The sequence below is a fragment of the Polaromonas sp. P3_B4 genome, from assembly GCF_056402835.1.
On record NZ_JBFUGQ010000001.1, the window covers coordinates 552,277 to 572,051 of the forward strand.

Annotated in this window: 18 protein-coding genes; 5 read left to right on the plus strand and 13 right to left on the minus strand. The window is 63.1% G+C overall.

Going from position 1 to position 19,775, the window contains the following annotated elements:
• Positions 1-294: 294 nt before the first annotated feature.
• The 5 genes from AC1DVV_RS02660 to AC1DVV_RS02680 form a co-directional block, all read right to left on the minus strand.
• Complete coding sequence (locus tag AC1DVV_RS02660; RefSeq protein WP_477688852.1) at positions 295-849, minus strand: DUF3455 domain-containing protein; 555 nt, start codon at positions 847-849, stop codon at positions 295-297.
• Positions 850-1,213: 364 nt separating this feature from the next.
• Positions 1,214-1,885, minus strand: a complete 672-nt coding sequence (locus AC1DVV_RS02665) for a DUF924 family protein (RefSeq protein ID WP_477702754.1) — start codon at positions 1,883-1,885, stop codon at positions 1,214-1,216.
• Between the two features lie 18 nt (positions 1,886-1,903).
• On the minus strand, positions 1,904-3,064 hold the full coding sequence (locus AC1DVV_RS02670; RefSeq protein WP_457279782.1) for a branched-chain amino acid ABC transporter substrate-binding protein: 1,161 nt from the start codon (positions 3,062-3,064) through the stop codon (positions 1,904-1,906).
• Between the two features lie 234 nt (positions 3,065-3,298).
• Positions 3,299-4,324 carry an alpha/beta hydrolase family protein gene (locus AC1DVV_RS02675; protein ID WP_477666369.1) on the minus strand — a complete coding sequence of 342 codons (1,026 nt, stop codon included), beginning with the start codon at positions 4,322-4,324 and terminating at the stop codon, positions 3,299-3,301.
• A gap of 136 nt (positions 4,325-4,460) precedes the next feature.
• Entirely contained in the window at positions 4,461-4,871 is a 411-nt protein-coding gene (locus tag AC1DVV_RS02680) for a DUF2306 domain-containing protein (RefSeq protein ID WP_477666370.1), read from the minus strand.
• Between the two features lie 299 nt (positions 4,872-5,170).
• On the opposite strand from AC1DVV_RS02680, the gene AC1DVV_RS02685 reads away from it, so the two are divergent.
• The 3 genes from AC1DVV_RS02685 (at position 5,171) to AC1DVV_RS02695 (ending at position 7,739) form a co-directional block, all read left to right on the plus strand.
• The gene (locus AC1DVV_RS02685; RefSeq protein ID WP_457279124.1) at positions 5,171-6,004 is read left to right on the plus strand and encodes an undecaprenyl-diphosphate phosphatase; all 834 of its coding nucleotides are present in this window, start codon (positions 5,171-5,173) and stop codon (positions 6,002-6,004) included.
• Between the two features lie 44 nt (positions 6,005-6,048).
• Positions 6,049-7,254: a dienelactone hydrolase family protein gene (locus AC1DVV_RS02690; protein WP_477702753.1), complete on the plus strand. Its 1,206-nt coding sequence runs from the start codon at positions 6,049-6,051 to the stop codon at positions 7,252-7,254.
• Positions 7,255-7,352: 98 nt separating this feature from the next.
• Positions 7,353-7,739 carry a DUF3597 domain-containing protein gene (locus AC1DVV_RS02695; RefSeq protein WP_477686643.1) on the plus strand — a complete coding sequence of 129 codons (387 nt, stop codon included), beginning with the start codon at positions 7,353-7,355 and terminating at the stop codon, positions 7,737-7,739.
• Positions 7,740-7,757: 18 nt separating this feature from the next.
• On the opposite strand, the gene AC1DVV_RS02700 is transcribed toward AC1DVV_RS02695, so the two are convergent.
• From AC1DVV_RS02700 to mutS, 5 genes are all read right to left on the minus strand, one after another.
• Positions 7,758-9,263: an acyl-CoA-binding protein gene (locus AC1DVV_RS02700; protein WP_477707103.1), complete on the minus strand. Its 1,506-nt coding sequence runs from the start codon at positions 9,261-9,263 to the stop codon at positions 7,758-7,760.
• 1 nt (position 9,264) lies between these two features.
• Positions 9,265-10,545, minus strand: coding sequence for an MASE1 domain-containing protein (locus AC1DVV_RS02705; RefSeq protein WP_477702751.1), 1,281 nt, complete (start codon positions 10,543-10,545; stop codon positions 9,265-9,267).
• Positions 10,546-11,413: 868 nt separating this feature from the next.
• Positions 11,414-12,256 carry an alpha/beta fold hydrolase gene (locus AC1DVV_RS02710; protein ID WP_477701987.1) on the minus strand — a complete coding sequence of 281 codons (843 nt, stop codon included), beginning with the start codon at positions 12,254-12,256 and terminating at the stop codon, positions 11,414-11,416.
• Positions 12,256-13,083, minus strand: a complete 828-nt coding sequence (locus tag AC1DVV_RS02715; protein WP_477666374.1) for a proteasome-type protease — start codon at positions 13,081-13,083, stop codon at positions 12,256-12,258. The genes AC1DVV_RS02710 and AC1DVV_RS02715 overlap by 1 nt, the downstream gene beginning before the upstream one ends.
• 50 nt (positions 13,084-13,133) lie before the next feature.
• Positions 13,134-15,746 (minus strand): DNA mismatch repair protein MutS, encoded by a 2,613-nt coding sequence (gene mutS / locus AC1DVV_RS02720; RefSeq protein WP_477701988.1) that lies wholly within the window; start codon positions 15,744-15,746, stop codon positions 13,134-13,136.
• A 311-nt stretch (positions 15,747-16,057) separates the two neighbouring features.
• Between mutS and AC1DVV_RS02725 the strand changes: the two genes are divergently transcribed.
• Together AC1DVV_RS02725 and AC1DVV_RS02730 are read left to right on the plus strand one after the other, a co-directional pair.
• On the plus strand, positions 16,058-16,915 hold the full coding sequence (locus AC1DVV_RS02725; protein WP_457279116.1) for a lysophospholipid acyltransferase family protein: 858 nt from the start codon (positions 16,058-16,060) through the stop codon (positions 16,913-16,915).
• A gap of 37 nt (positions 16,916-16,952) precedes the next feature.
• Entirely contained in the window at positions 16,953-17,729 is a 777-nt protein-coding gene (locus AC1DVV_RS02730; protein ID WP_457279115.1) for a glycosyltransferase family 2 protein, read from the plus strand.
• Here the strand turns inward: AC1DVV_RS02730 and AC1DVV_RS02735 are convergent.
• From AC1DVV_RS02735 to AC1DVV_RS02745, 3 genes are read right to left on the minus strand one after another with little or no spacing between them, the layout of a single operon-like run.
• A complete protein-coding gene (locus AC1DVV_RS02735; RefSeq protein ID WP_457279114.1) occupies positions 17,717-18,517 on the minus strand; it encodes a class I SAM-dependent methyltransferase in 801 nt (266 codons plus the stop codon). The two genes, AC1DVV_RS02730 and AC1DVV_RS02735, sit on opposite strands and share 13 nt — an antisense overlap.
• Positions 18,518-18,528: 11 nt before the next feature.
• Positions 18,529-19,263 carry a 3-oxoacyl-ACP reductase FabG gene (gene fabG / locus AC1DVV_RS02740; RefSeq protein WP_457279113.1) on the minus strand — a complete coding sequence of 245 codons (735 nt, stop codon included), beginning with the start codon at positions 19,261-19,263 and terminating at the stop codon, positions 18,529-18,531.
• Positions 19,260-19,766: a hotdog family protein gene (locus tag AC1DVV_RS02745; protein ID WP_457279781.1), complete on the minus strand. Its 507-nt coding sequence runs from the start codon at positions 19,764-19,766 to the stop codon at positions 19,260-19,262. The genes fabG and AC1DVV_RS02745 overlap by 4 nt, the downstream gene beginning before the upstream one ends.
• Between the last annotated feature and the right edge of the window lie 9 nt (positions 19,767-19,775).

Sequence of the window (19,775 nt, forward strand, 5' to 3'; positions counted from 1 at the left end):
CTGAAATGTAAACATCTGTAGGACGCCGCGCAGCCTCGTTGCCAGCGCCTTGCCGGACCGTTTGCGGGCAAACGCGACAGCTCAGGCGGCACGTCAAAAGACAGGTCACGCAACCAGCCAAAGAGGAGGCCAACTGCCCACAAAAAAGCCCGCAGCGCCGGCCTTGCGGCAAGCCTGCGGGCGTAAGACCAGCCCCGCCTGACTTCAGAGCTGGCGGCTCACCCTGGGAGATGCGGGTGAAAGGTATCGGGCGGGGGGAGGTGCCTGTGCGAACCTCCCTGCACCTTCCGGCGCTTACATCGCCTTGTAGAAGATATAGCCGGCCTGGTACTTCACGACCTGTTTGGCGCCCATGTTGCCGGCGGCGCAGGGCATGGCGGGCGCAACGCCGCCCTGGGTGTCCACGCGCTGGATGTAGGTCACGCCGCTCATGGCGCCGCTGCCCATGGCCGGGTTGCCCTTGACGAGCTGCAAAGGGATGTTGCCCATGCCGCCGGGGGCGACCGCGATTTGTGTTGCCGTCAGTTTGGAGCCGTCCATGCTTTCCCAGGTGGCCGGCGGGCCGTAGTATTTGCCGACCTGCTTGCCGCTGCGGTCATTGAGCTTCGCGTCGGGGCCGACAAAGACCCATTCAAACTGGCCGGCCATGTCTTTTTTTGCGTTGCACTGGTAGGTGATGTCGCCCACGCCGACGGTCTCCATCGCGACCTTGTTGCCGGCCGGTACCTGCACGGCGGCAGGCAGGCTGGCTTGCGAGTACGTGGGCATCATGGGCGACATGCTGCCGCAGGCGGCGAGCAGGGACACGAGCAGAACTGAAGCTGAGGCGGTGGCTGTGCGTAAAGTCATTTTTGAACTCCTGGGTTTTTGTGAACCGGCCAGGCTGGCCGGCATGTACCGGACGTCCGCCCTTGTTGTTGGCGATGTGGCGCGGGACGTCCCGTTGCTAGTACGGCGTAGCCGAGGCTATGGATTCAAAAGCAGGAAAGATGAGGCCTACTGTTATGAGGCCTACTGTTGCTTGCTATCAAATTAGTAGCTGCTTTCGCAAGTTCCACTTGGGCTGGAGGCCGATTTGATGCATAACTCCCGCAGAGCCGGTTCTTCGGCGTATTCACCAGCGGGGGCCGCGGAACCGGCTTTGCCGGGCCGCAGGCGCCGCCCCCTGAGGGGGGAACGGGCTACACGAAGTGAGCCTGGACAGGGGGGAACCTTACTGCCCGAAGCGCGGACCCTTGAGGAGAAAGTCGGCTTCCTCGGGCGTATCGGTACGCCCCAGTGCCGCGTTGCGGTAGGGGAAGCGTCCGAAGCGGGCGATGATGTCCCGATGCTGGTGGGCGAAGTCAAGATTGCCGCGCAGGCGCTGCTTGAGTGAATCGGGCGCGTCGTCCACCAGCCGGGTGAAGCGCGCCACGCATTCATCTTGCAGCGCCAGGCTTTCGGCATGCATCAGCGGCATGTACAAAAAGACGCGCCCGGCCCAGGGCAGCTGCAGGTCGGTTTGGGCGGTCAGCGCCTCCAGCACCAGTTGCTGGGCCCGCGCGTCGCCGGCAAAGGCCTTGCCGGAGCCGCGAAAGACATTGCGTGTGAACTGGTCCAAAAGGATGACCAGCGCCAGGCGGTGAAGGGGCGGTTGCGCCCAGCCTTGCAGGCCGCCGTCCACGGCTGCCTCGACCGCATGGCCGAAGCGCGTGCGGATGTCTTCGTCGAGTTCGGCGCCGCCGCCAAACCAGCGTTTGCCAAGGTCTTGCGTGGGCCAGTCTTTTTCGACGCCGTCGCCCAGCCAGAAGTCCAGGACTTCGGCGGGCGTGGCGTGGTGGCGGGCAGGCGCCGCGCCGGGAGATGCGGCAGGAGATGCGCCAGGGAGTGCGGTGGGCTCGGTCATGACGACCGAAAGCTTAGCCTACCAGCGGTCGGAGCGCAGCTGCAGGTCCCAAACACCCTTGCGGATCGAATAAACGCCGACCACGCCGTAACGCTGCTCGCCCACCGAGTCCCACTTCATGGAGCCGGTAATCGGCGCGTAGCCGTCAAAGGTGCGCAGGGTTTCGGTGATTTTTTCGGGCTTGACCGAGTTGGCGCGCCGCATGGCGCCGGCCAGGATGTACATCGCGTCGTAGGTGTAGTGGCCGCCGTAAGCCGGCTCCCTTTTGAAGGTGTCCTGGTACTTGCTCAGGAAGGCCTTGCCGTTGACAAACTCTTTGGCGTCCAGGATGGGCGAAGTGGCGTAGATGCCCTTGACTGTGTCGCTGCCCTTGAGCATGTCGGTCGTCTTGATGGTGTCACCGCCCAGGATGCTGACCTGCTGGTTGTAGTCGATCTTCTTGAGGGCATCAATCAGCGCGAGGATCTGGAAGTCGCCTTGCGTGGACACGACCACTTCGACATTGCCGTCCTTGATCTTGCCGGCCAGCTCGTCAAACTTGGTGGTCTTGTCGTCGGATGAATAGGTGACCACTACTGCCTTGCCGGCTTTCTTCAGCTCGACGGCCGCACCGGCGGCCAGGCCCTTGCCGTAGGTGGTGCCGTCATCGACGATGGCGAACTTGCTGGCACTGAGCTGGTTGGCGGCGAAGGAGCCGATCGCGCGGGCCTGCAGGTTGTCGTTGGCCACCAGGCGGAAGGTGGTGGCCAGGCCCAACTCGGTGAACTTGGGGTTGGTCGAGATGGCCAGCTGGGGAATGTTTTTGGCGGCATAGACCGGTGCGGCCGGGATGCTGACGCCCGAATTGAGGTTGCCGATCACGGCGACCACGCCGGCGTCGACGAGCTGCTGTGCGACTTCCACACCGGTTTTTGGATCAGACCGGTCGTCCATGGCCACGATTTCAATCTTGACCGTCTTGCCCTTGATCTGGAAGCCCTCCTTGTTGATCTCGTCCACGGCCATCTTCACGCCGTTGTGCAAGTCCTGGCCGAGCGCGGCGAGGTTCCCCGACAGCGGTTGGGCAACGCCGATCTTGATGGTGTCTGGCGGGTTGTCACAGCCCGAGAGCAGGGCGCCGGCTACGGCAATGGCGGTCAGGCCGACCAGGGTATTGCGGCGGGAGGTGAAGCTGTTCATCGTGAGAACCTTGGTGGTAATGTTGGTGTAACTGAATGTATATTTCACCTTCATGAAGCGGTAGTAGGGTTCACCCATCAGCGAATGAATGTACGAGTATATAAGTTTTACTAATGGTTCTTATTGGTTCGTTTTTGACTCAAAAATGCACCTGAAAGGCTCATTTTTGGTTCACTTCGATGCGTGACTGCCTGGCGTGCCTGTGGCCAGCCTCACAAACCCGTTGCCGGGAATTTAAGGGAGCAGGTGCCTGCGCAGGAAGCTGCTGATCTTCTGGTCCACCGCGGGAAGCTCGCTGCGGTCAAAGCCGGGCGGGTCCAGCAGCAGGTCTTTGGCCAGGGCCGACATGGCATCGGCCGGTGGCGGCGGCGACAGCAGCGCACCGTGGCCGCCGGTGGGCAGGTCGGCCACGTGTTCGCAGCGCTTGCAGGCCGCAAGCACCACGTCGCTGTGAAAACGGGGCACCAGCCAGCGGTCTTGCCGGGCGGTGACCAGCCCGAGCGGCACGGGCGGTGAGGCCAGCGAGGCCATGTCGAAATCGGCGGCCAGCGGAACGCCGGCAACCACTGCGCGAATGCGCGGATCGGTGTGGGTTTGCCAGCCTGCGTCGCTGAATCTTTGGCGAATCACTGCCAGCGCCACCGTTTTTTTCAGGCCGTCCAGCATGCCGCCCGTGAGCCGGGTGGTCAGCCCGACGCAGGTGTGAAAGTCCTCGGCAATGTTGGCCTCGCAATGCCGGGCCAGCAGCGCCGGGGACCAGCGGCCGCCGGCGAGCGTCAGGGCGGTGTGTCCGCCGGCCGACATGCCGTACATGCCGACCTTGTCCAGCGACAGCAGCGGTGCCAGGCGCTGGTCATGCGCTACCGCGTCAATGGCGCGGGACACTTCGGCGGGCCGCAGCTTCCAGCTGTCGGGTCCGGGGGTGGATGGGTCCATGGCGTTGTCGCCGCGGTGCCGGGGAAACGCGACCACGAAGCCGTCTTCGACCAGGCGGCGTGCCAGGTCGGTGTAGGTCCAGGGCGAGCCGCCCGAGCCGTGCGAGATCACCACCAGGCGCGTATTGCCGCGCACCGGCTGGCCACCGCGATCAAGTTTGAGGGAATAGGAGCCGAACTGGGCCTGCCGGTCTTCACCGGCGGAAGGGTAAAAAACGCTGATGGGGTCATCGTCCTGCAGGCCGGGCAGTTCGGTGAATCCCATGCCGGCCTGCACGCAGGTGGCGGCGAGCAGCAACAGGCCACTCAGGACATAACGGTGCATGGGTGTTCCTTCTTTTTCTGGGCGCCCGGGTGGGGCATTGTGTGCGTCTGAGGGATTTTCACCGGACTCCGTGCACGGACCGTCCTGCCACGGGCTCGTCAAAAAATGCTGCGGCTTTTCCGGGCGATGTGGAAAGTCACAGCAGGCCGAGCTGCATCCACAGCATCTTGCCCAGGTAGCGGTCGGGCATCAGCGTGAACACGCCTGCCACAAGGCATGCGCCAATGTAGAGGGACTGCATGGCGCGGCGGTGGCCCGCAATGTTGCCGCGGCTCAAATGCCAGAATGCGCCGGTCAGGCTGAGCAGTGTGAAGGGCACCAGCAGGTGGATGGGTGTGTAGCCGTCGATATTGGGGTAGTCATAGTCGCGGATGAAAACGGCCGTCGCGGCGGTGACCAGCATCATCGTCACAAAAGCATAACCAAAAGCCCGGTGCAGCTTGGGCCGCTGCACGCGTCCTTTGCGCGCCCACAGCGCGACGGGCCCAATGACGATGGCGGTGCTGGCAGCAAACAGATGAATGGCGATCAGCGGTGTCAGTTGCATGGCTGTGGCGACTGGCGAAGGGGTAACAAATTGTGCACAGAAATGCCACCCCTGTCCAGACTCACTGCGGTAGCTGGTTCCCCCTCGAGGGAGCAGGCGCCTGCGGTCTGGCAAAGCCACTCCCGCGGCCCTACTGGTGAAATACCCCATCCGGGTTGCGCGCCGGGAGCTCTTGAACCCAGCCGGGGCCGCGGAACCGGCTTTGCCGGGCCGCAGGCGCAGCGGCCCCCTCGGGGGGCAGGGAGCGACACGAAGTGCGCGACCGTGGGGGCCATAATCTTTCATTTTCTGGAGACCGCGTGGATATAGCACTGTTGATCAAAGCCGCCGTCATGGGCATCGTCGAGGGCCTGACTGAATTCCTGCCGATCTCTTCGACAGGGCACCTGATATTGGCCGGCGCTCTGCTGGGATTTGACGATGAAAAAGCCAAGGTGTTTGACATCGCGATCCAGACCGGCGCCATTTTTGCGGTGATCCTCGTGTACTGGCAGAAGATCCGCGCCACAGCCGTAGCCCTGCCGACCGAGAAACAGGCGCAACAGTTTGTGCTGAATGTGCTGGTGGCCTTTGTGCCCGCCGTGGTGCTGGGCCTGCTGTTCGGCAAGGCCATCAAGGCCCATCTTTTCACGCCGGTGGTGGTGGCCAGCACCTTCATCATCGGCGGCTTCATCATCCTCTGGGCCGAAAAGCGCCAGCAAAAGAACACCGCGGCTGCGCGCATCCAGGAGGTGGAGGACATGACCGTGATGGACGCGGTGAAGGTCGGCCTGGTGCAATGCCTGGCGATGATTCCCGGCACCAGCCGAAGCGGTGCGACCATCATCGGCGGCATGCTGCTGGGGCTGTCGCGCAAGGCCGCGACCGACTTCTCGTTTTTCCTGGCCATGCCGACGCTGATTGGCGCCGGCGCCTACAGCCTGTACAAGGAGCGGGCGCTGCTGTCTGCTGCCGACATGCCCATGTTTGCGGTAGGCCTGGTGTTTTCGTTTTTCAGCGCCTGGCTTTGCGTGCGCTGGCTGCTGCGCTACATCTCGACCAACAGCTTTGTGCCGTTTGCCTGGTACCGCATCGCGTTCGGCATTGTGGTGCTGGCCACGGCATGGAGCGGGCTGGTGGTTTGGGCGGCGTAAACAACTGAGCGTCCGGTAAAAGAGACGCAGAGGAGGGGACTGCCATGACCTGGCTTCGTTATTTTCCTGTTCTTCTTTTTGGCTTTCTGCTGGCACAGCTGTCGCATGCGAGTGGCCCGGTATTTATCCCGTCGCAGGACGGCAAGCTGCAGATTCCCGGCTACTGGTTCGACACCGGCGACAAGGATCCGCGGCCCGTCATCATCGGCCTGCATGGCTGTGGCGGCGGGCTCGACAGCAAAGGCAATTTTGCCGAGCGGCTCTTCCGCTATGGCGGGTACTTCAACGCGGAGCGCATGCATTTCCTCGCGCTGGACAGCTTCACCCCGCGTGGCCAGAAATCGATTTGCGAGACGCCCAACAAGCTTCGCACCATTCACGAAAGCGACCGCCGCGAGGACGTGTTCGCCGCCATCGACTGGCTGGTGAAGCAGCCGTCCGTGGATGCTTCGCGCATTGTGGTCCTGGGCTGGTCGCATGGCGCGCAGACAGTGCTCAGCACCATCGACGCCACAGACAAATTCGTGCAGGCACAGAAGGTGCAGCCGCGCGCCGCCGTGGCTTTTTACCCTGGCTGCCTGCTGAACAACAGGATGTGGAACTATGAAGTCCATGTGCCGCTTTTGATCATGATCGGCGAGCTTGACGACTGGACACTGGCCCCGGAATGCGTCACCCTGCATGGGCGCCTGCAAAAGAACAAAGCCAATGCGCCGGTGGAACTGACGGTTTACCCCGGCAGCTACCACGGCTTTGACGGCCCCGGGCCTGTCAAGCAAATGGAAGGCCTGGGCAACACCAAAACCGGCAAGGCCACGGTGGGCGGCAACCCCGCAGCGCGGGAAGCATCGCATGCGCGCATGTTCGAGTTTCTCTCGGCGCAATTGGGCCAGCCTTTGCTGTTGTCGCACGCCCAGCGCTTCAAAGGGCATCACTACGTGGTGCCGCCTGCCTCCGGCTTTGCGGCGGCCGATGACACGGCGGCCGTGCCGCTCAGCGACGCCGGCAAGGCGCGTTATGCCCACTTCCGTACCTTGCCGTCCCCCAAAGCCTTTGCCGTGACGGAAAAGGGCGGCTGGTACTTCAACGCTGGCGAGCCCGAAGCGATCGCGACGACCTTCCAGCAGTGTGCGAGGGCGAAATCAAGGTGCTGGCTGTATGCGGTAGACGATCAGGTGGTGTGGCAGCCCGATGCGGCGGCGCGAGCGGGTGAAGCGGGCCTGAAACGCGTGAGTGCGCCAGCCCGTTGAGCGATGCGTTGCCCAAGCTGCGATTGGCGTGACGTCTGACAAAAGCTGTCACATCCCGGTGTTACGCTGGATTTTTAAACTTCACCCAGGGGCGCACCATGAGTATTCTCGGCAAAATTTTCGGCAAGATATTTCCCTCGCTGCAAACGCCCGATGCAGCGCCGCCGGTGGCTGCCGCCCCCGCTGACACAGCACCTGCCCCGGCGCCTGCAGCGCCACCCATGCAGCAGGTCGATGTCGAAGCCCTGCTCAACGGCATGGCCAGCAAGAACCCGGAAAAACTCAACTGGAAAACTTCCATCGTCGACCTGATGAAGCTCCTGCACCTGGACAGCAGCCTGGGTGAGCGCAAGGAGCTGGCGAAGGAGCTGGGTTACACGGGCGACATGAATGACAGCGCGACCATGAACATCTGGCTGCACAAGCAGGTCATGAACAAGCTGGCAGCCAACGGCGGCAAGGTACCCGCCGACCTGATGGACTAGGCTTGCGAGGGGTAACGCTCAGGCGGACCTGAGCTTTTCGACCAGGGCTGTGTAGCCGGCCATCGCGTCTTCGCGGGTCATGCCCTTGCGCTGGGCCCATGCATCGTATTTGGCGCGGCCGGTCACGTCCATCATGCCGGGGCGTTCGCCGGTCGCGTCGCCCAGCGTTGCCTGTTTGTACAGGGCATAGAGGCCCAGCAGGGCTTCGTTGTCGGGCGGCTTGGCCAGCGCCTTCACCGCGATGCCGGCGGCTTCAAAAGCGCGCTCGGCTTCGCTGGGCCCGGCGGGGGCCACCGGTTCACCAAAGTGCGCGTCTTCCAGCCCCACGTCGTCGGGAAACCAGCGTGCATCGAGCAGCCGGCCCGAGCGCACCGCAAAGGCCAGCACACCCTGCGACATCAGGCCGCCGGTCGTCAGGGTGGCAGGCACCACGGCCACGCCAGCATTGAACACCGGCTGCCCGAATGCCGTGAACCGCACTGCAGCGGCCCACGGCAGCATGGCTTGCAGACCCTTGTTGCCGCGGTAAACGCCGCTGGCGCGGTTGGCGCCGGGCTGGAACCATGCCATGTCCGAAGCGCCCCTGGCAAAGATGCCGGTGAAGTCGCCGGCTTCGAGCGCCGTGCGCAGCGTTTGCGCAAAGGCGGCCAGTGCTTCGGGGCTCATCTTCGGATCGTCTACCGCCATGCCCAGTGAGGCCGCGCTGCTGGCGCCGAAAAACTCCAGCACGTTGCGGGCAACCTGTTCGCGGTCGTTGTCGACGCAGATCATGTGATAGCTGTTTTCCAGCACCACCATGCGGGCTTTGGCGCCGCCGATCTGCTCGACCAGGTAGTTGGCCGAGCTCAGGCTGGTGAGTTCGTCCTCGCGTGCATGGATCACCAGGGTTTCGCTGGCCATGTCTTTCAGGCCCGTCATGACCCAGCCGCGAAGCCGGTCTACCTGCCGCACGCAGGCCAGCGGTACCCAGCGGTAATGAAAGGCTTCACCGCGCGCAAATTTGGCTTTGACGATGGCGCGCAGCTGTTCGTTCTTGATGCCGAAAGGGTCTTCTTCCTCGACCTTCATGCGTGCCGGAACGCCGGGCACGTGGTACATCAGGTGGCGCAGCGGGGTGTACCAGGCGGTGGCCCAGCCGTCGATGTAGATAGGCGGCGCCAGCGCGATCAGCTTGCCGCGCGTGTGCTTTTGCCGCTTGGCCAGCTCGGTGGCCAGCAGCGCGCCCATGCACATGCCCATGATGTGGAAGTTGTCGTGCTGCGCGGCTACCTCGTGGTACTTGGCGGTGACGGCATCCATCCATTGTTCGGCGGTCACGTTCACCAAATCCTCGGGCGTGGTGCCGTGGCCGGGCAGGGTCAAGGAGTGCGTGACAAAACCGGCGTTTTTCAGCCGCTTGTGCATGGAGCCCAAATCGTATTGCGTGCCGCCCAGCCCGTGGATGAGAAAAACGGCCGGCGTCTTCTTGTCCACGGCCGGCGCCGGTGATTCGGCGGGGGCGGTGCTGGAAGTGTCCAGAGCCACGTCAGGCCTCGACTTCCAGCAGCGCTGCAACCTGTTCGACATTGCCGTCGGCGCCGCGCACGCCTGACAGGCGCGCGCTCACGCTGGCCACGCGGCCGTCGCTCCAGCGCAAGGTGTTCTTCCACAGCACGTGGTCGCGCTGGCCCTGGGTCAGGTCGCGCCAGTCGGCTTGCAGCCCGGGCTGCTCTTGCGGGTCGGTGTGGGCGATGAAGTCCTGCACGGTCAGCAGCGCGTTGGCGTTGGTGCGCAGCAACTCGCTGGCGCCTTCGCCCCATTCGGCAGCGCCCGTCCTGGCGTCAAAACTGGCGACCACCGTGCGGGTGGAGTCCAGCACCTGGCGGTAGCGGGTGCGCCAGTCTTGCGCCTGCGCCAGGGCCTGTGCGGCGGTGGCGCCCAAGGCATTGACCACGCCCACCAGCAGCGCCATCACGGCGACATACCCCTGGATCTCGATCACTGCTTCGCCGGGAAAGCCTTCCACTTCGGCGAAGGGGCCGCCGCCGGCGTTGGTCCAGGCGACCAGGGCCAGCGCGCCGATGAGCGTAGCCACCGTGGCGCCGCGTTCCTTCCAGAGGATGGCGGTCACCACCATGAAGGGCAGCGGCAGGTAGGTGAGGGTGGGGCCCAGCGATGCGCTGAACCGGTCGGACACATCGCTGGAGAAGATCAGCCCCGCCACCACAAAGAACAGCAGGAAGGTGCCAGCGCCCGCCAGGAACTGGCTGGTGGCCATGCCGCCCGAGCGCTTGACCTTGAAGCCGGAAAACGCAGTGATGAGCGGCGCAATCAGCAAGATGCCGACAAAGGTGGTGCAGGTCCACACGCGCCATTCGGTCAGCAGGACAACGGGCTCCGGCAGCGCCCAGCTCCAGAGCATCACGCCGATGCTGGCACCCAGCGCGGAGGTCAGCAGCGCGCCCAGCAGCACGCCGGCGTAAGCCTTGCCCGGCTCCATGCCGCCGTCGGGCCCGGTGCTGCGCAGCAGGCGCGCCACCCAGGCACCCAGGCTGGCGCAGAGGGCTTCGTTCAGGCCAAAAGCGATGGCCGGCAACACGGCCAGGCCGTCCAGCAAGGCCAGCGCGATAGCCGCCAGCGCGGCGCCCGCCAGCACGGCGGGGCGCTTGGGCGGTTTCACGGCCAGCAGCGCGCCGAACGTGACACCCGTGGCCAGCCAGACAGATGCGCTCAGCGTCATCGCGTCACCCATGCTTTGGGACAGCACCGCTGCAACTGCCCAGGCTAGAAAGGTCACGGCAAGGGTGACGATAAAGGACAGGGCCATGAGAAACCTCCTCTGAGAGTCGTTCTGATGCGCGGCGCAGGGGCTACCGGATGATGTGGGCTAGTTTATCCAGTCTGTTGCAAATGTAGAACCGCGGTCTTAAGGGTAAGTCCCCCGCGGCGTCAACATCGCTGAGATCTACACTTTTAGGTGATTTTTGGCCTTTGGGGAAATAGGAACGGGCGCTGGCAGCTATTGAATTGATAGCGGTTCCTTGAGGCCGGTTTGTGTTCCGACTGGGCGCTTTCGTCTAGGAGCTGCTGGCCGGGGGTTGCCCGGCATGCAAGTAACTTTCTTTTGCTTCGCCAAAAGAAAGTCACCAAAGAAAAGGCGACCCTGCTGTCTGCGACCCTTCGCTTCGCTACGGGCAACCTGCGGTGCTCGGTTCAGGCGGGGTCTCGCTCGAACTCGCTTCGCTCAGACAATCGCGATCCCTGATCCGCCTGAACCTCCGCTCCTCGGCGCAGACAGAAGGGGCTAGCGGGAGCGGGGACCGAATACCAATACCCAAGACAAATACCAACAAGGACTCGCCACGGCGAGTCCTTGTTTCTTCCGGAATTTGGGGTTTGTCTTCGGCTGTTGGGTATTGGGTGTTGGCTCCCTCCCACCCCCTTGTGGATGCGCCGAGGAGCGGAGGTTCAGACGGATCAGGGCAAAAACTTGTTTGAGCGAAGCGAGTTGTTTTTGACCCCGGCTGGACCGAGCACCGCAGGCTGCCCGCAGCGCAGCGGAGGGACGCAGGAACCAGGGTCGCCTTTCTTTTGCTTACTTTTCTTTGGCGAAGCAAAGAAAAGTGAGTTGCATGCCGGGCAACCCCCGGCCAGCCGCCCTCGGCAAAGAGTGCACCGCCGGAAACAACAGCAGCCTACTCGAGGAAATTCCTCAAAGCCGCCTCAATCGCAGCCGCCGTTGCCAACGGCTTCTCCATCGGAAACAGATGACTCCCATCCAGCATCATGATCCGCCCCTTCGTCACCTTTTCGGTCATCGCCATTCCAACTTGCTTCATCTCCACCGATTGCCGCCCGCCGATAAAGGCAACGGGGCATTTCAGCGGATGGCGTTTGAGCAAACCTTCCAGATTGTGCGGAAGCGTGTTGTAGATCGCGGTTTCGACGTCGCGGTCGAAGCTCAGCAACTGCTTTCCATCGTCGTCGCCGGTGCCTTCGTAGGTGCCATGCTCGATGTAGTCGCGCAGTACCTGTTCGTCCCAGGCGGCAAATGCCTTCTTGCTGCGAAAGTGTTCAAACACTTCCTCCTTGCCCAGCCACTGGTTCTTGCGTTTGCGGCTGATGGCGCCGGGGGAGATGGAGCCCACCAGTTGTGCGCGCTTGGCCACGCTCAGCGCTGCGGCGCGCCAGCCGCCGAGGATGGGGGAGTCGACCAGCACCACGCCCTTGACGGCTTGGCCGCCCAGCACCGGGTTACGTGCGGCGCACATCAGGCTTAAAAAGCCGCCCAGCGAATGGCCCACCAGGAAAGCCGGCTGGCCGGATTTTTCAACCTCGCGGGCCGTGAAGTCGGCCAACTGCTGCACCAGGTGCGGCCAGTTGCTGGTGACCGGGTAGCGCGGGTCGTGGCCGAATTTTTCAATCGCCTTGACCTGAAAGCCGCGTGCTTTCAGGCTCTGGAACACCGCGCTGTAGGTGCTGGCCGGGAAGCTGTTGCCGTGGGAAAAAATGACCAGCGGCTTTGAAGAGGAAGGCACTAGATCAGCTTTTCGTCAGGCGTGCTGATTTTCTTCAACGGCTCGTGGCGCGTGGCGGGCATCTTCAACGGGATGTCGGTGTGCGCGTCGTCCCACACCGGGTCTTCGATGCTGTCGAACACCTCGCGCAGCTTCTGGCCCCAACTGCTGTGCATCATGCGGTAGTAGGGGTTGTCGTTGTCGATGCAGACGATCTTGTCGCTCTGGTAGGTGTCGGCCTCATAGACCACCAGGTCCAGCGGCAGGCCAACCGAGAGATTCGACTTCATGGTCGAGTCCATGGACACCAGCACGCACTTGGCGGCTTCGGCCAGCGGCGTGGCCGGGGTGAGTACGCGGTCCAGCACGGGTTTGCCGTATTTGGATTCGCCGACCTGGAAGTAAGGTGTCTCGTCGGTGGCTTCGATGAAGTTGCCGGCCGAATACATCTGGAAGAGGCGCATGTTCTCGCCGCGGATCTGCCCGCCGAAGACCAACGAGACGTTGAAGTCGACATCGGCGTTTTTCAATGCTTCGGCATCGCGGTCGTAGACGCGGCGTATCGCCGAACCCAGCACGCGCGCGGCATCGAACATGCTTTTGGCGTTCCAGATCGTGATGGCTTCGCCGCCGTCGGGGTCCTTGAGCTGCTCGACCTGCAGGATTTCGCGGATCGACTGGGAGATCGACAGATTGCCGGCCGACAGCAACACCATGAAACGGTCGCCCGGCTTTTCATAGACGATCATTTTGCGGAAGGTGCTGATGTGGTCCAGGCCCGCGTTGGTGCGGGAGTCTGACAGGAACACCAGCCCGGCGTTGAGTTTGGCGGCGACGCAGTAAGTCATGAGGTGGCTTTGGTGGCTTGGAAGTGTGGGGGCGGTCGGGTTGCGCTGGGTCACGGTGAGGCGGAGATCTTTTTCAGGCGGTACAGGGCGTCCAGCGCCTCGCGCGGACTCAGTGCATCGGGGTCTATGGTACCCAATGCCTTGTCTACGGCACTTTGCTCGGGCGCGGTGGCTTCTGGCGGGGCGGCGAACAGGTCGACCTGGGCGCGCGCTTCGGTCTGGTGGGCTTCGAGCGCATTGAGCGCGTGGCGGGCGTGGTTGACGACGGCAGCGGGCACCCCGGCCAGCCTGGCCACGGCAATCCCGTAGCTTTTGCTGGCAGGGCCGGGCTCGATGTGGTGCAAAAACACGATGTCGGCGCCGGACTCGACCGCGCTCACGTGCACATTGATCGCGCCGTGGTGTTGCGCCGGAAATTCGGTGAGCTCAAAGTAATGCGTGGCAAACAGCGTGAAAGCCTGCGTCTTGTTGTGCAGGTAGGCGGCAATACCGCCGGCCAGCGCCAGGCCATCGAAGGTGGAGGTGCCCCGGCCGATCTCATCCATCAGCACCAGCGAATGCGGGGTGGCGGCGTGCAGAATCTGCGCGGCCTCGGTCATCTCCAGCATGAAGGTCGATTGCGCGTTGGCCACGTCATCGGCCGCACCGATGCGGGTGTGGATGGCATCTATGGGCCCGAGCCGGCAGCTGGCCGCCGGCACGTAAGAGCCCACACTGGCCAGCAACACGATCAGCGCCACCTGGCGCATATAGGTCGACTTGCCGCCCATGTTGGGGCCGGTGATGACCTGCATGCGGTGCTTGCCGCTCATGACGGAATCGTTGGCGATGAAGGCGCCGCCGCCCGTCTCGGCCAGACGAGCCTCCACCACCGGGTGGCGGCCTTGGCTGATGTCGATGCAGGGTTCGCGCACAAACACCGGTGCTGCCCAGTTGAGAGTGAGTGAGCGTTCGGCCAACGCGCACAGCGCGTCGAGTGAGGCGAGGGCACGTGCCAGGCGGCTCAGCGCGGGAATGTAGTGCTGCAACTGGTCGAGCAGCTGTTCATACAGCCACTTCTCGCGCGCCAGTGCACGCTCCTGCGCCGACAGGGCCTTGTCTTCAAAGGCTTTGAGTTCGGGCGTGATGTAGCGCTCGGCATTTTTCAGCGTCTGGCGGCGCCGGTAGTCGTCGGGCACCTTGTCGAGCTGGCCTTGCGTGACTTCAATGTAGAAGCCGTGCACCTTGTTGAACTGCACGCGCAGGTTGGCGATGCCGGTGCGGGCTTTTTCGCGGCCTTCCAGGTCCAGCAGAAAGTCGTCGCAGTTGGTCTGGATGGCGCGCAATTCGTCCAGGTCTGCATCGCAGCCGTGGTTGATGACGCCGCCGTCGCGTATCAGTGCGGCGGGCTCATCCAGCACATAGCGGCCGAGTAGTTCACGGCAGCCTGCCGGCGGCTGCAGGCCTTCAAAAATTTTTGTCAAAAGTGCCGGCAGCCCAATACCAGCGGGCGCGACCAGCTCTGTTTTTTGTAGCGTGTCTTTCAGGGCCACGAGTTCGCGCGGCCGCACCTGGCGCAGCGCGATGCGGGCGGTGATGCGTTCCACATCGCTGCAGCCCTTGAGCCTGGCGCGCAGGGTTTGCTGGGAGCCGCTGCGCAGGTGGGTAATGGCATCCAGCCTGTCGGCGGCCTGTGCCCGGTCACGGCGCGGTGTGAGCAGCCAGCTTTTCAGTGCACGGCTGCCCATGCCGGTGGTGCAGGTGTCCAGCAGCGAAAACAGCGTGGGCGATTCTTCGCCGCGCAGGGTCTGCGTGAGTTCCAGGTTGCGGCGCGTGGTTTGCGGCAGCTCGATCAGCTCGCCCGAACGCACCACCTGCAGGCCCTGGACATGCGACAGCGCCCGGCCCTGGGTGTGTTCAGCGTAGCCCAGCAGTGCCGAGGCTGCGGCGTGCGCCTCATTCAGTGCTTCAGCATTCCAGGATGCGAGCGAGGCGACCTTGAGCTGCTCCAGCAGGCGGCGCGCGCCCAGGGCGGAATCAAACTGCCATGCGGGCCGGGCGCTGGCGGCGCAGCGCTGGGCTTTGAGGCGCTGCTCAAAGGCCGGCGTCACATCGACGTTGTAAAGCAGTTCGCTTGGCGCCACGCGCGCCAGCCAGGCTTCGAGTTCGTCATTGGCGCAGTGCGCCAGGTGGATTTCGCCCTGCGTCACGCTGAGCCAGGCCAGGCCGCAGGTGTTGCGCGGCCCCTGGTGCACGGCCAGCAGGATGGATTCGGTTTTGTCGCTCAGCAGTTCGGTGTCGGTCAGTGTGCCGGGCGTGACCACGCGCACCACTTTGCGCTCCACGGGGCCTTTGCTGGTGGCGACATCGCCGACCTGCTCGCAGATGGCCACCGATTCGCCGAGCTTGATAAGTTTGGCCAGGTAGCCTTCCAGCGAATGAAAGGGCACGCCCGCCATGACGACCGGCTCGCCCGCGGACTGGCCGCGCCGTGTCAGCGTGATGTCCAGCAGGCGGGAGGCCTTTTCGGCATCGGCAAAGAAGACTTCATAGAAATCCCCCATGCGGTAAAAAACCAGGGTGTCGGGGTACTCCGCCTTGATGCGCTTGTATTGCGTCATCATGGGCGTGTCTTCCGGCGCGCTGCCTGTTGGGTTTTTGCCCCGAATTGTTTCTTTTTGCATCAATGACCTGGCGCATGCGCGCTTCCTTCTTTTCGCATTTTCGTCTCACCTGGCGCCTATCTTAGGGGCCGTTCTTCGATGTTTCCGGACCCTGATTGTCCTTTACTATCAGGCACTTACTGCCACCACCGGCTTTTGCCGGGAAAGATTGCGCTGGACCCGTCAGTCGGCATAAAACCTTACGCTGGAATCCGGAAATCCGCCAAAGAGAGGCATTTTTGGGGAGGTAGACTCGCTTGCATTCATCTATTCAAAAAGCAAACCGGATACGGTCTGCGCCAGGGCCCACGACCTCAACCGAAAGGCAAGCAATGACCGAGCCGAGTATCCCGCCTTTCAACAGCGTAAGCGGGGCGGAGCCGACTGACACTGTGCTGCTTGCCGAGCCGTCCCTGGCCAATAAGGGCCGCAGGGCGGTGCATGAAACTGCCCGTCTTTGCGTGGGTTACCTGGTGCTTGTCGGCGTCAGCCTAGCGGTCTCGTTGCTGGCGGTGGTCATGCGGCCATTGTTGCCGAGGGTATTAAGCAAACGCTGGGGGCGCAGGCTTGTCGCAGCCACTTTCCGGTCTTACCTGCGCCTGCTGGTGTTGATGGGGGCCTGCCGGTTCGACCTGACGGCGCTGGATGCGCTTCAGGCAGGCCCTCCAGTGATCATCGCGCCCAATCATCCTTCCCTGCTGGACGCCATCATGATCCTGTCGCGTTTGCCGGACGCCACCTGCATCATGAAGGCGGACATCGTCAACAGCGTTTTTTTTGGGGCCGGTGCGCGGCTGGTAGGTTATATCCGCAATACGCCGCTGCGCACCATGGTGCAGCTGGCTGTCGCCGACTTGCGCCAGGGCAGCAGCTTGTTGCTTTTCCCGGAAGGCACCCGCACGCGGCGGTTTCCTGTAGGGCGTATGCAGGGAACGACCAGCCTGATTTCCAAATACGCGGGTGTGCCGGTACAAACCGTTTTTATCGAAACCGATTCGAGGTTTCTGGGCAAGGGCTGGTCCCTGCTATGGACGCCGAAAATGCCGGTCACTTACCGTGTTCGCCTCGGCAAATGCTTTGAGCCGGTCAGCGACACGGCGCACTTCACCGCAGAGCTGGAGCAATACTTCCAGACCGAGCTGGGGCGTACCCGGGCGTCCTCCCTGACTGCTTCTGCGCCGCCGGCGTGAAGCTGCACGCAGTTTTCCGTTCAAGCTATATCCCTCGATGAATGACTCCCTTCGCGACATGTCCAGGACGCACCTCGTCCTGATTCCCAGTTACAACCCCGGTGTCAAAGTTGACGAAACAGTTCGCAGTGCGCTTGCGCAGTGGGCGCCGGTCTGGGTGGTCGTTGACGGCAGCACGGACGGTAGCACCGACCGTCTGCTGGCAATGGCCGCAGACGATGCGCGCTTGCGTGTCGTGGTGTTGCCGCGCAATGTGGGCAAGGGTGCCGCGGTGCTGCACGGCATTGAGCTGGCTGCGGCCCAGGGGTTCACGCATGTGCTGACCATGGACTCCGATGGGCAGCACCCCGCCCACCTGATTCCGGAGTTCATGGTCGCGTCGCTGGCCCAACCCGCTGTCATGGTGCTCGGCGTGCCGGTGTTCGCCGCAGATGCACCGCGCCTGCGTGTCAATGGACGCAAGGTGTCCAATGGATGGGCCGACCTGGAAACCCTGTGGGCCGGCATCGGGGACTCCCTGTTCGGCTTTCGTGTGTACCCGATCGCGCCGCTGCGTGATGTGATGGCCGGGCAGCGCTGGATGCGCCGGTTTGATTTTGACCCGGAAGCGGTGGTGCGCATGTGCTGGCGCGGCGTGAAACCAGTCAACCTGCCGGCCACCGTGAAGTATTTTCGGCCCGACGAAGGGGGGGTGTCGCACTTCAACTACTTGCGCGACAACCTTTTGCTCACCTGGATGCATTCCCGGCTTTTCATCGGGTTTGTGCTGCGCTTGCCGGTGTTGCTGGCCCGGCGCCTGTTTCAGCGATCGTGATGAGTTGAGGCCAGGGCCGCGGAGCCGGGCAGCGACTTGACTGCCTGGTATTCTGAAAATACGCCGGCTTCCAGGTGTTGCCGGACATCCGCCAGGCCCGCCGCGCGCAGCGTGGCCAGCACCTGTTCGGGCGGCACGCAGGCTTCTATGCTGTCCCAGTAGTAACGCCAGATGGATGCGGTTTCTTTTTGCCGCGACACGAAGCGTGTCAGCAGCGGTATGACGCCGCGCATGTAGGTTTTGAGCAACCAGCGACCCCAAGGGCTTTTCGCCTGGGTGATTTCGAGCACGCAGAGCCGTCCACCGGGCTTCAACACGCGTTCAAATTCTGCAAATGCCACGCCCAGGTCGCTGATGTGGCGCAGGGCATACCCCATGCTTAGAAAATCGAAATGGTTGTCCGGAAACGGCAGGGACTCGGCCCGGCCTTCCACCAGCACCATGGTTTTTGGCAGCTTGCTGGCGGCCATCATGCCGGGGCTGGGATCAAGGCCGGTCACCAGTGTGGGGTCTCCGGTCAAGAGGCAGGCTTGCGCGGCAACCAGCCCGGTTCCCACGCCCACGTCGAGCACTTTCATGCCGGTTTTCAGGCCGCCGCGAATCAGTGCGTCGCGTCGATAGCGTGAACCGCTGCCCCAGGCCAGGATCGCCTCGATGCGGTCGTAGTCCGGCGCCGTGCTGTCAAAAATCCTGCGCAGATAGGTTTGCCGGTCCTGCTCTGTCTGGTAATACTCGGTCAGCGGGACATGAGGTGCATGCACCGTGGGAGTGTTTTCAGGAATGGTCATGGAGTGCCTTTTTAAATCATGCCGCCGTTGATGGAAATAACCTGGCCGCTGATGTAAGCTGCGCGCTCTGAAGTCAGAAAACTCACGAGGTCGGCGACTTCTTCGGGTCGGCCGGCTCGTTTCATGGGTACCAGCTGCGCGATGGCAGTGGCATCAAAACTGTCCTGGCTCATCGGCGTTGCGATGATGCCGGGCGCGACCGCATTGACCGTGATGCCGCGGCTGGCCACCTCCAGTGCAAGGGATTTTGTGGCCGAATGCAATGCGCCTTTGGCAGCCGAATAATTCACCTGTCCGCGGTTGCCTGCCACTGCGGCGACCGACGTGATGTTGATGATACGCCCCCAGCGCGTACGGATCATCGGCATCATCAAGGGCTGGGTGACATGAAAAAAACCATTCAGCGAGACGTCAATGACCTGTTGCCATTGCCGCAGCTGCATGCCCGGAAAGACCGCGTCGTCATGGATGCCGGCGTTGTTCACGATCACCTGGACCGGCCCCTGCAGCAGCAGGGTTTCCAGGGCAATGGCGGTTGCGGCGGCATCAGTGACATCAAACGCCACAGCCTCCGCATGACCGCCTGCCGCCTGGATGGAGGCCACCAGCGCTAAGGCGGCATCAAGGCCGCGGTTGGCATGCACGATGACGTGAAATCCATCGGCAGCCAGTTGCCGGCAAATGGCCGAGCCAATGGCGCCACTGCCACCGGTGACCAGCGCGCGTTTGAGTACGGAGGCGTTCATGCAGTCCCCTTGGATGGTGCGCCGAGCATCACCACGGCGCGGCCTGACAGAAGCAATGCAGGGCCCGCGTGGACCGTGAACCCATAAAGAATACTGCCGGCGTCGCCGCTCGTGCGCTCGGCATGGATGGTGAGCGCGAGGTTGATGTCGTCGAGTCTTTCGACATGCAGGGTGACGCCGCGAACGCTGACCAGGTAGCCGAAGGGGGCGGCATCGCCGGCCTGCGGGTGATTTTCCTGGGTACCGGCCACGGCTTCCGAGATCAGTGCGCCATGCACGGCCATGGCTTGCGCCGCATATTCAATCCCGCATGCGGCGCCCAGCCTTCCGTAGGCACGCAGGGGATTGCCGGCAGCGCGGTGGCTCGTGGCTTCGCAAGAAATTTGACTGTTGTCCCACGCCGTGACGCGTTCAAGCAGGCACATGCTGCCTTGATGGGGAATACGGCGCGCGATCTCGTCGTGCCCAAGGCTCAAAGGCGCGCTGCAGGCCTTGGTGGGCATCAGGCCTGC

Bases quoted from the DNA above. Each gene is read 5' to 3' on its own strand.
- fabG (WP_457279113.1), bottom strand. From the start codon at position 19,263: ATGAACGCCTCCGTACTCAAACGCGCGCTGGTCACCGGTGGCAGTGGC.
- AC1DVV_RS02680 (WP_477666370.1), bottom strand. From the start codon at position 4,871: ATGCAACTGACACCGCTGATCGCCATTCATCTGTTTGCTGCCAGCACC.
- AC1DVV_RS02675 (WP_477666369.1), bottom strand. From the start codon at position 4,324: ATGCACCGTTATGTCCTGAGTGGCCTGTTGCTGCTCGCCGCCACCTGC.
- mutS (WP_477701988.1), bottom strand. From the start codon at position 15,746: ATGCAAAAAGAAACAATTCGGGGCAAAAACCCAACAGGCAGCGCGCCG.
- AC1DVV_RS02705 (WP_477702751.1), bottom strand. From the start codon at position 10,545: ATGGCCCTGTCCTTTATCGTCACCCTTGCCGTGACCTTTCTAGCCTGG.
- AC1DVV_RS02715 (WP_477666374.1), bottom strand. From the start codon at position 13,083: ATGACTTACTGCGTCGCCGCCAAACTCAACGCCGGGCTGGTGTTCCTG.
- AC1DVV_RS02725 (WP_457279116.1), top strand. From the start codon at position 16,058: ATGACCGAGCCGAGTATCCCGCCTTTCAACAGCGTAAGCGGGGCGGAG.
- AC1DVV_RS02745 (WP_457279781.1), bottom strand. From the start codon at position 19,766: ATGCCCACCAAGGCCTGCAGCGCGCCTTTGAGCCTTGGGCACGACGAG.
- AC1DVV_RS02660 (WP_477688852.1), bottom strand. From the start codon at position 849: ATGACTTTACGCACAGCCACCGCCTCAGCTTCAGTTCTGCTCGTGTCC.
- AC1DVV_RS02730 (WP_457279115.1), top strand. From the start codon at position 16,953: ATGAATGACTCCCTTCGCGACATGTCCAGGACGCACCTCGTCCTGATT.
- AC1DVV_RS02735 (WP_457279114.1), bottom strand. From the start codon at position 18,517: ATGACCATTCCTGAAAACACTCCCACGGTGCATGCACCTCATGTCCCG.
- AC1DVV_RS02670 (WP_457279782.1), bottom strand. From the start codon at position 3,064: ATGAACAGCTTCACCTCCCGCCGCAATACCCTGGTCGGCCTGACCGCC.
- AC1DVV_RS02665 (WP_477702754.1), bottom strand. From the start codon at position 1,885: ATGACCGAGCCCACCGCACTCCCTGGCGCATCTCCTGCCGCATCTCCC.
- AC1DVV_RS02690 (WP_477702753.1), top strand. From the start codon at position 6,049: ATGACCTGGCTTCGTTATTTTCCTGTTCTTCTTTTTGGCTTTCTGCTG.
- AC1DVV_RS02695 (WP_477686643.1), top strand. From the start codon at position 7,353: ATGAGTATTCTCGGCAAAATTTTCGGCAAGATATTTCCCTCGCTGCAA.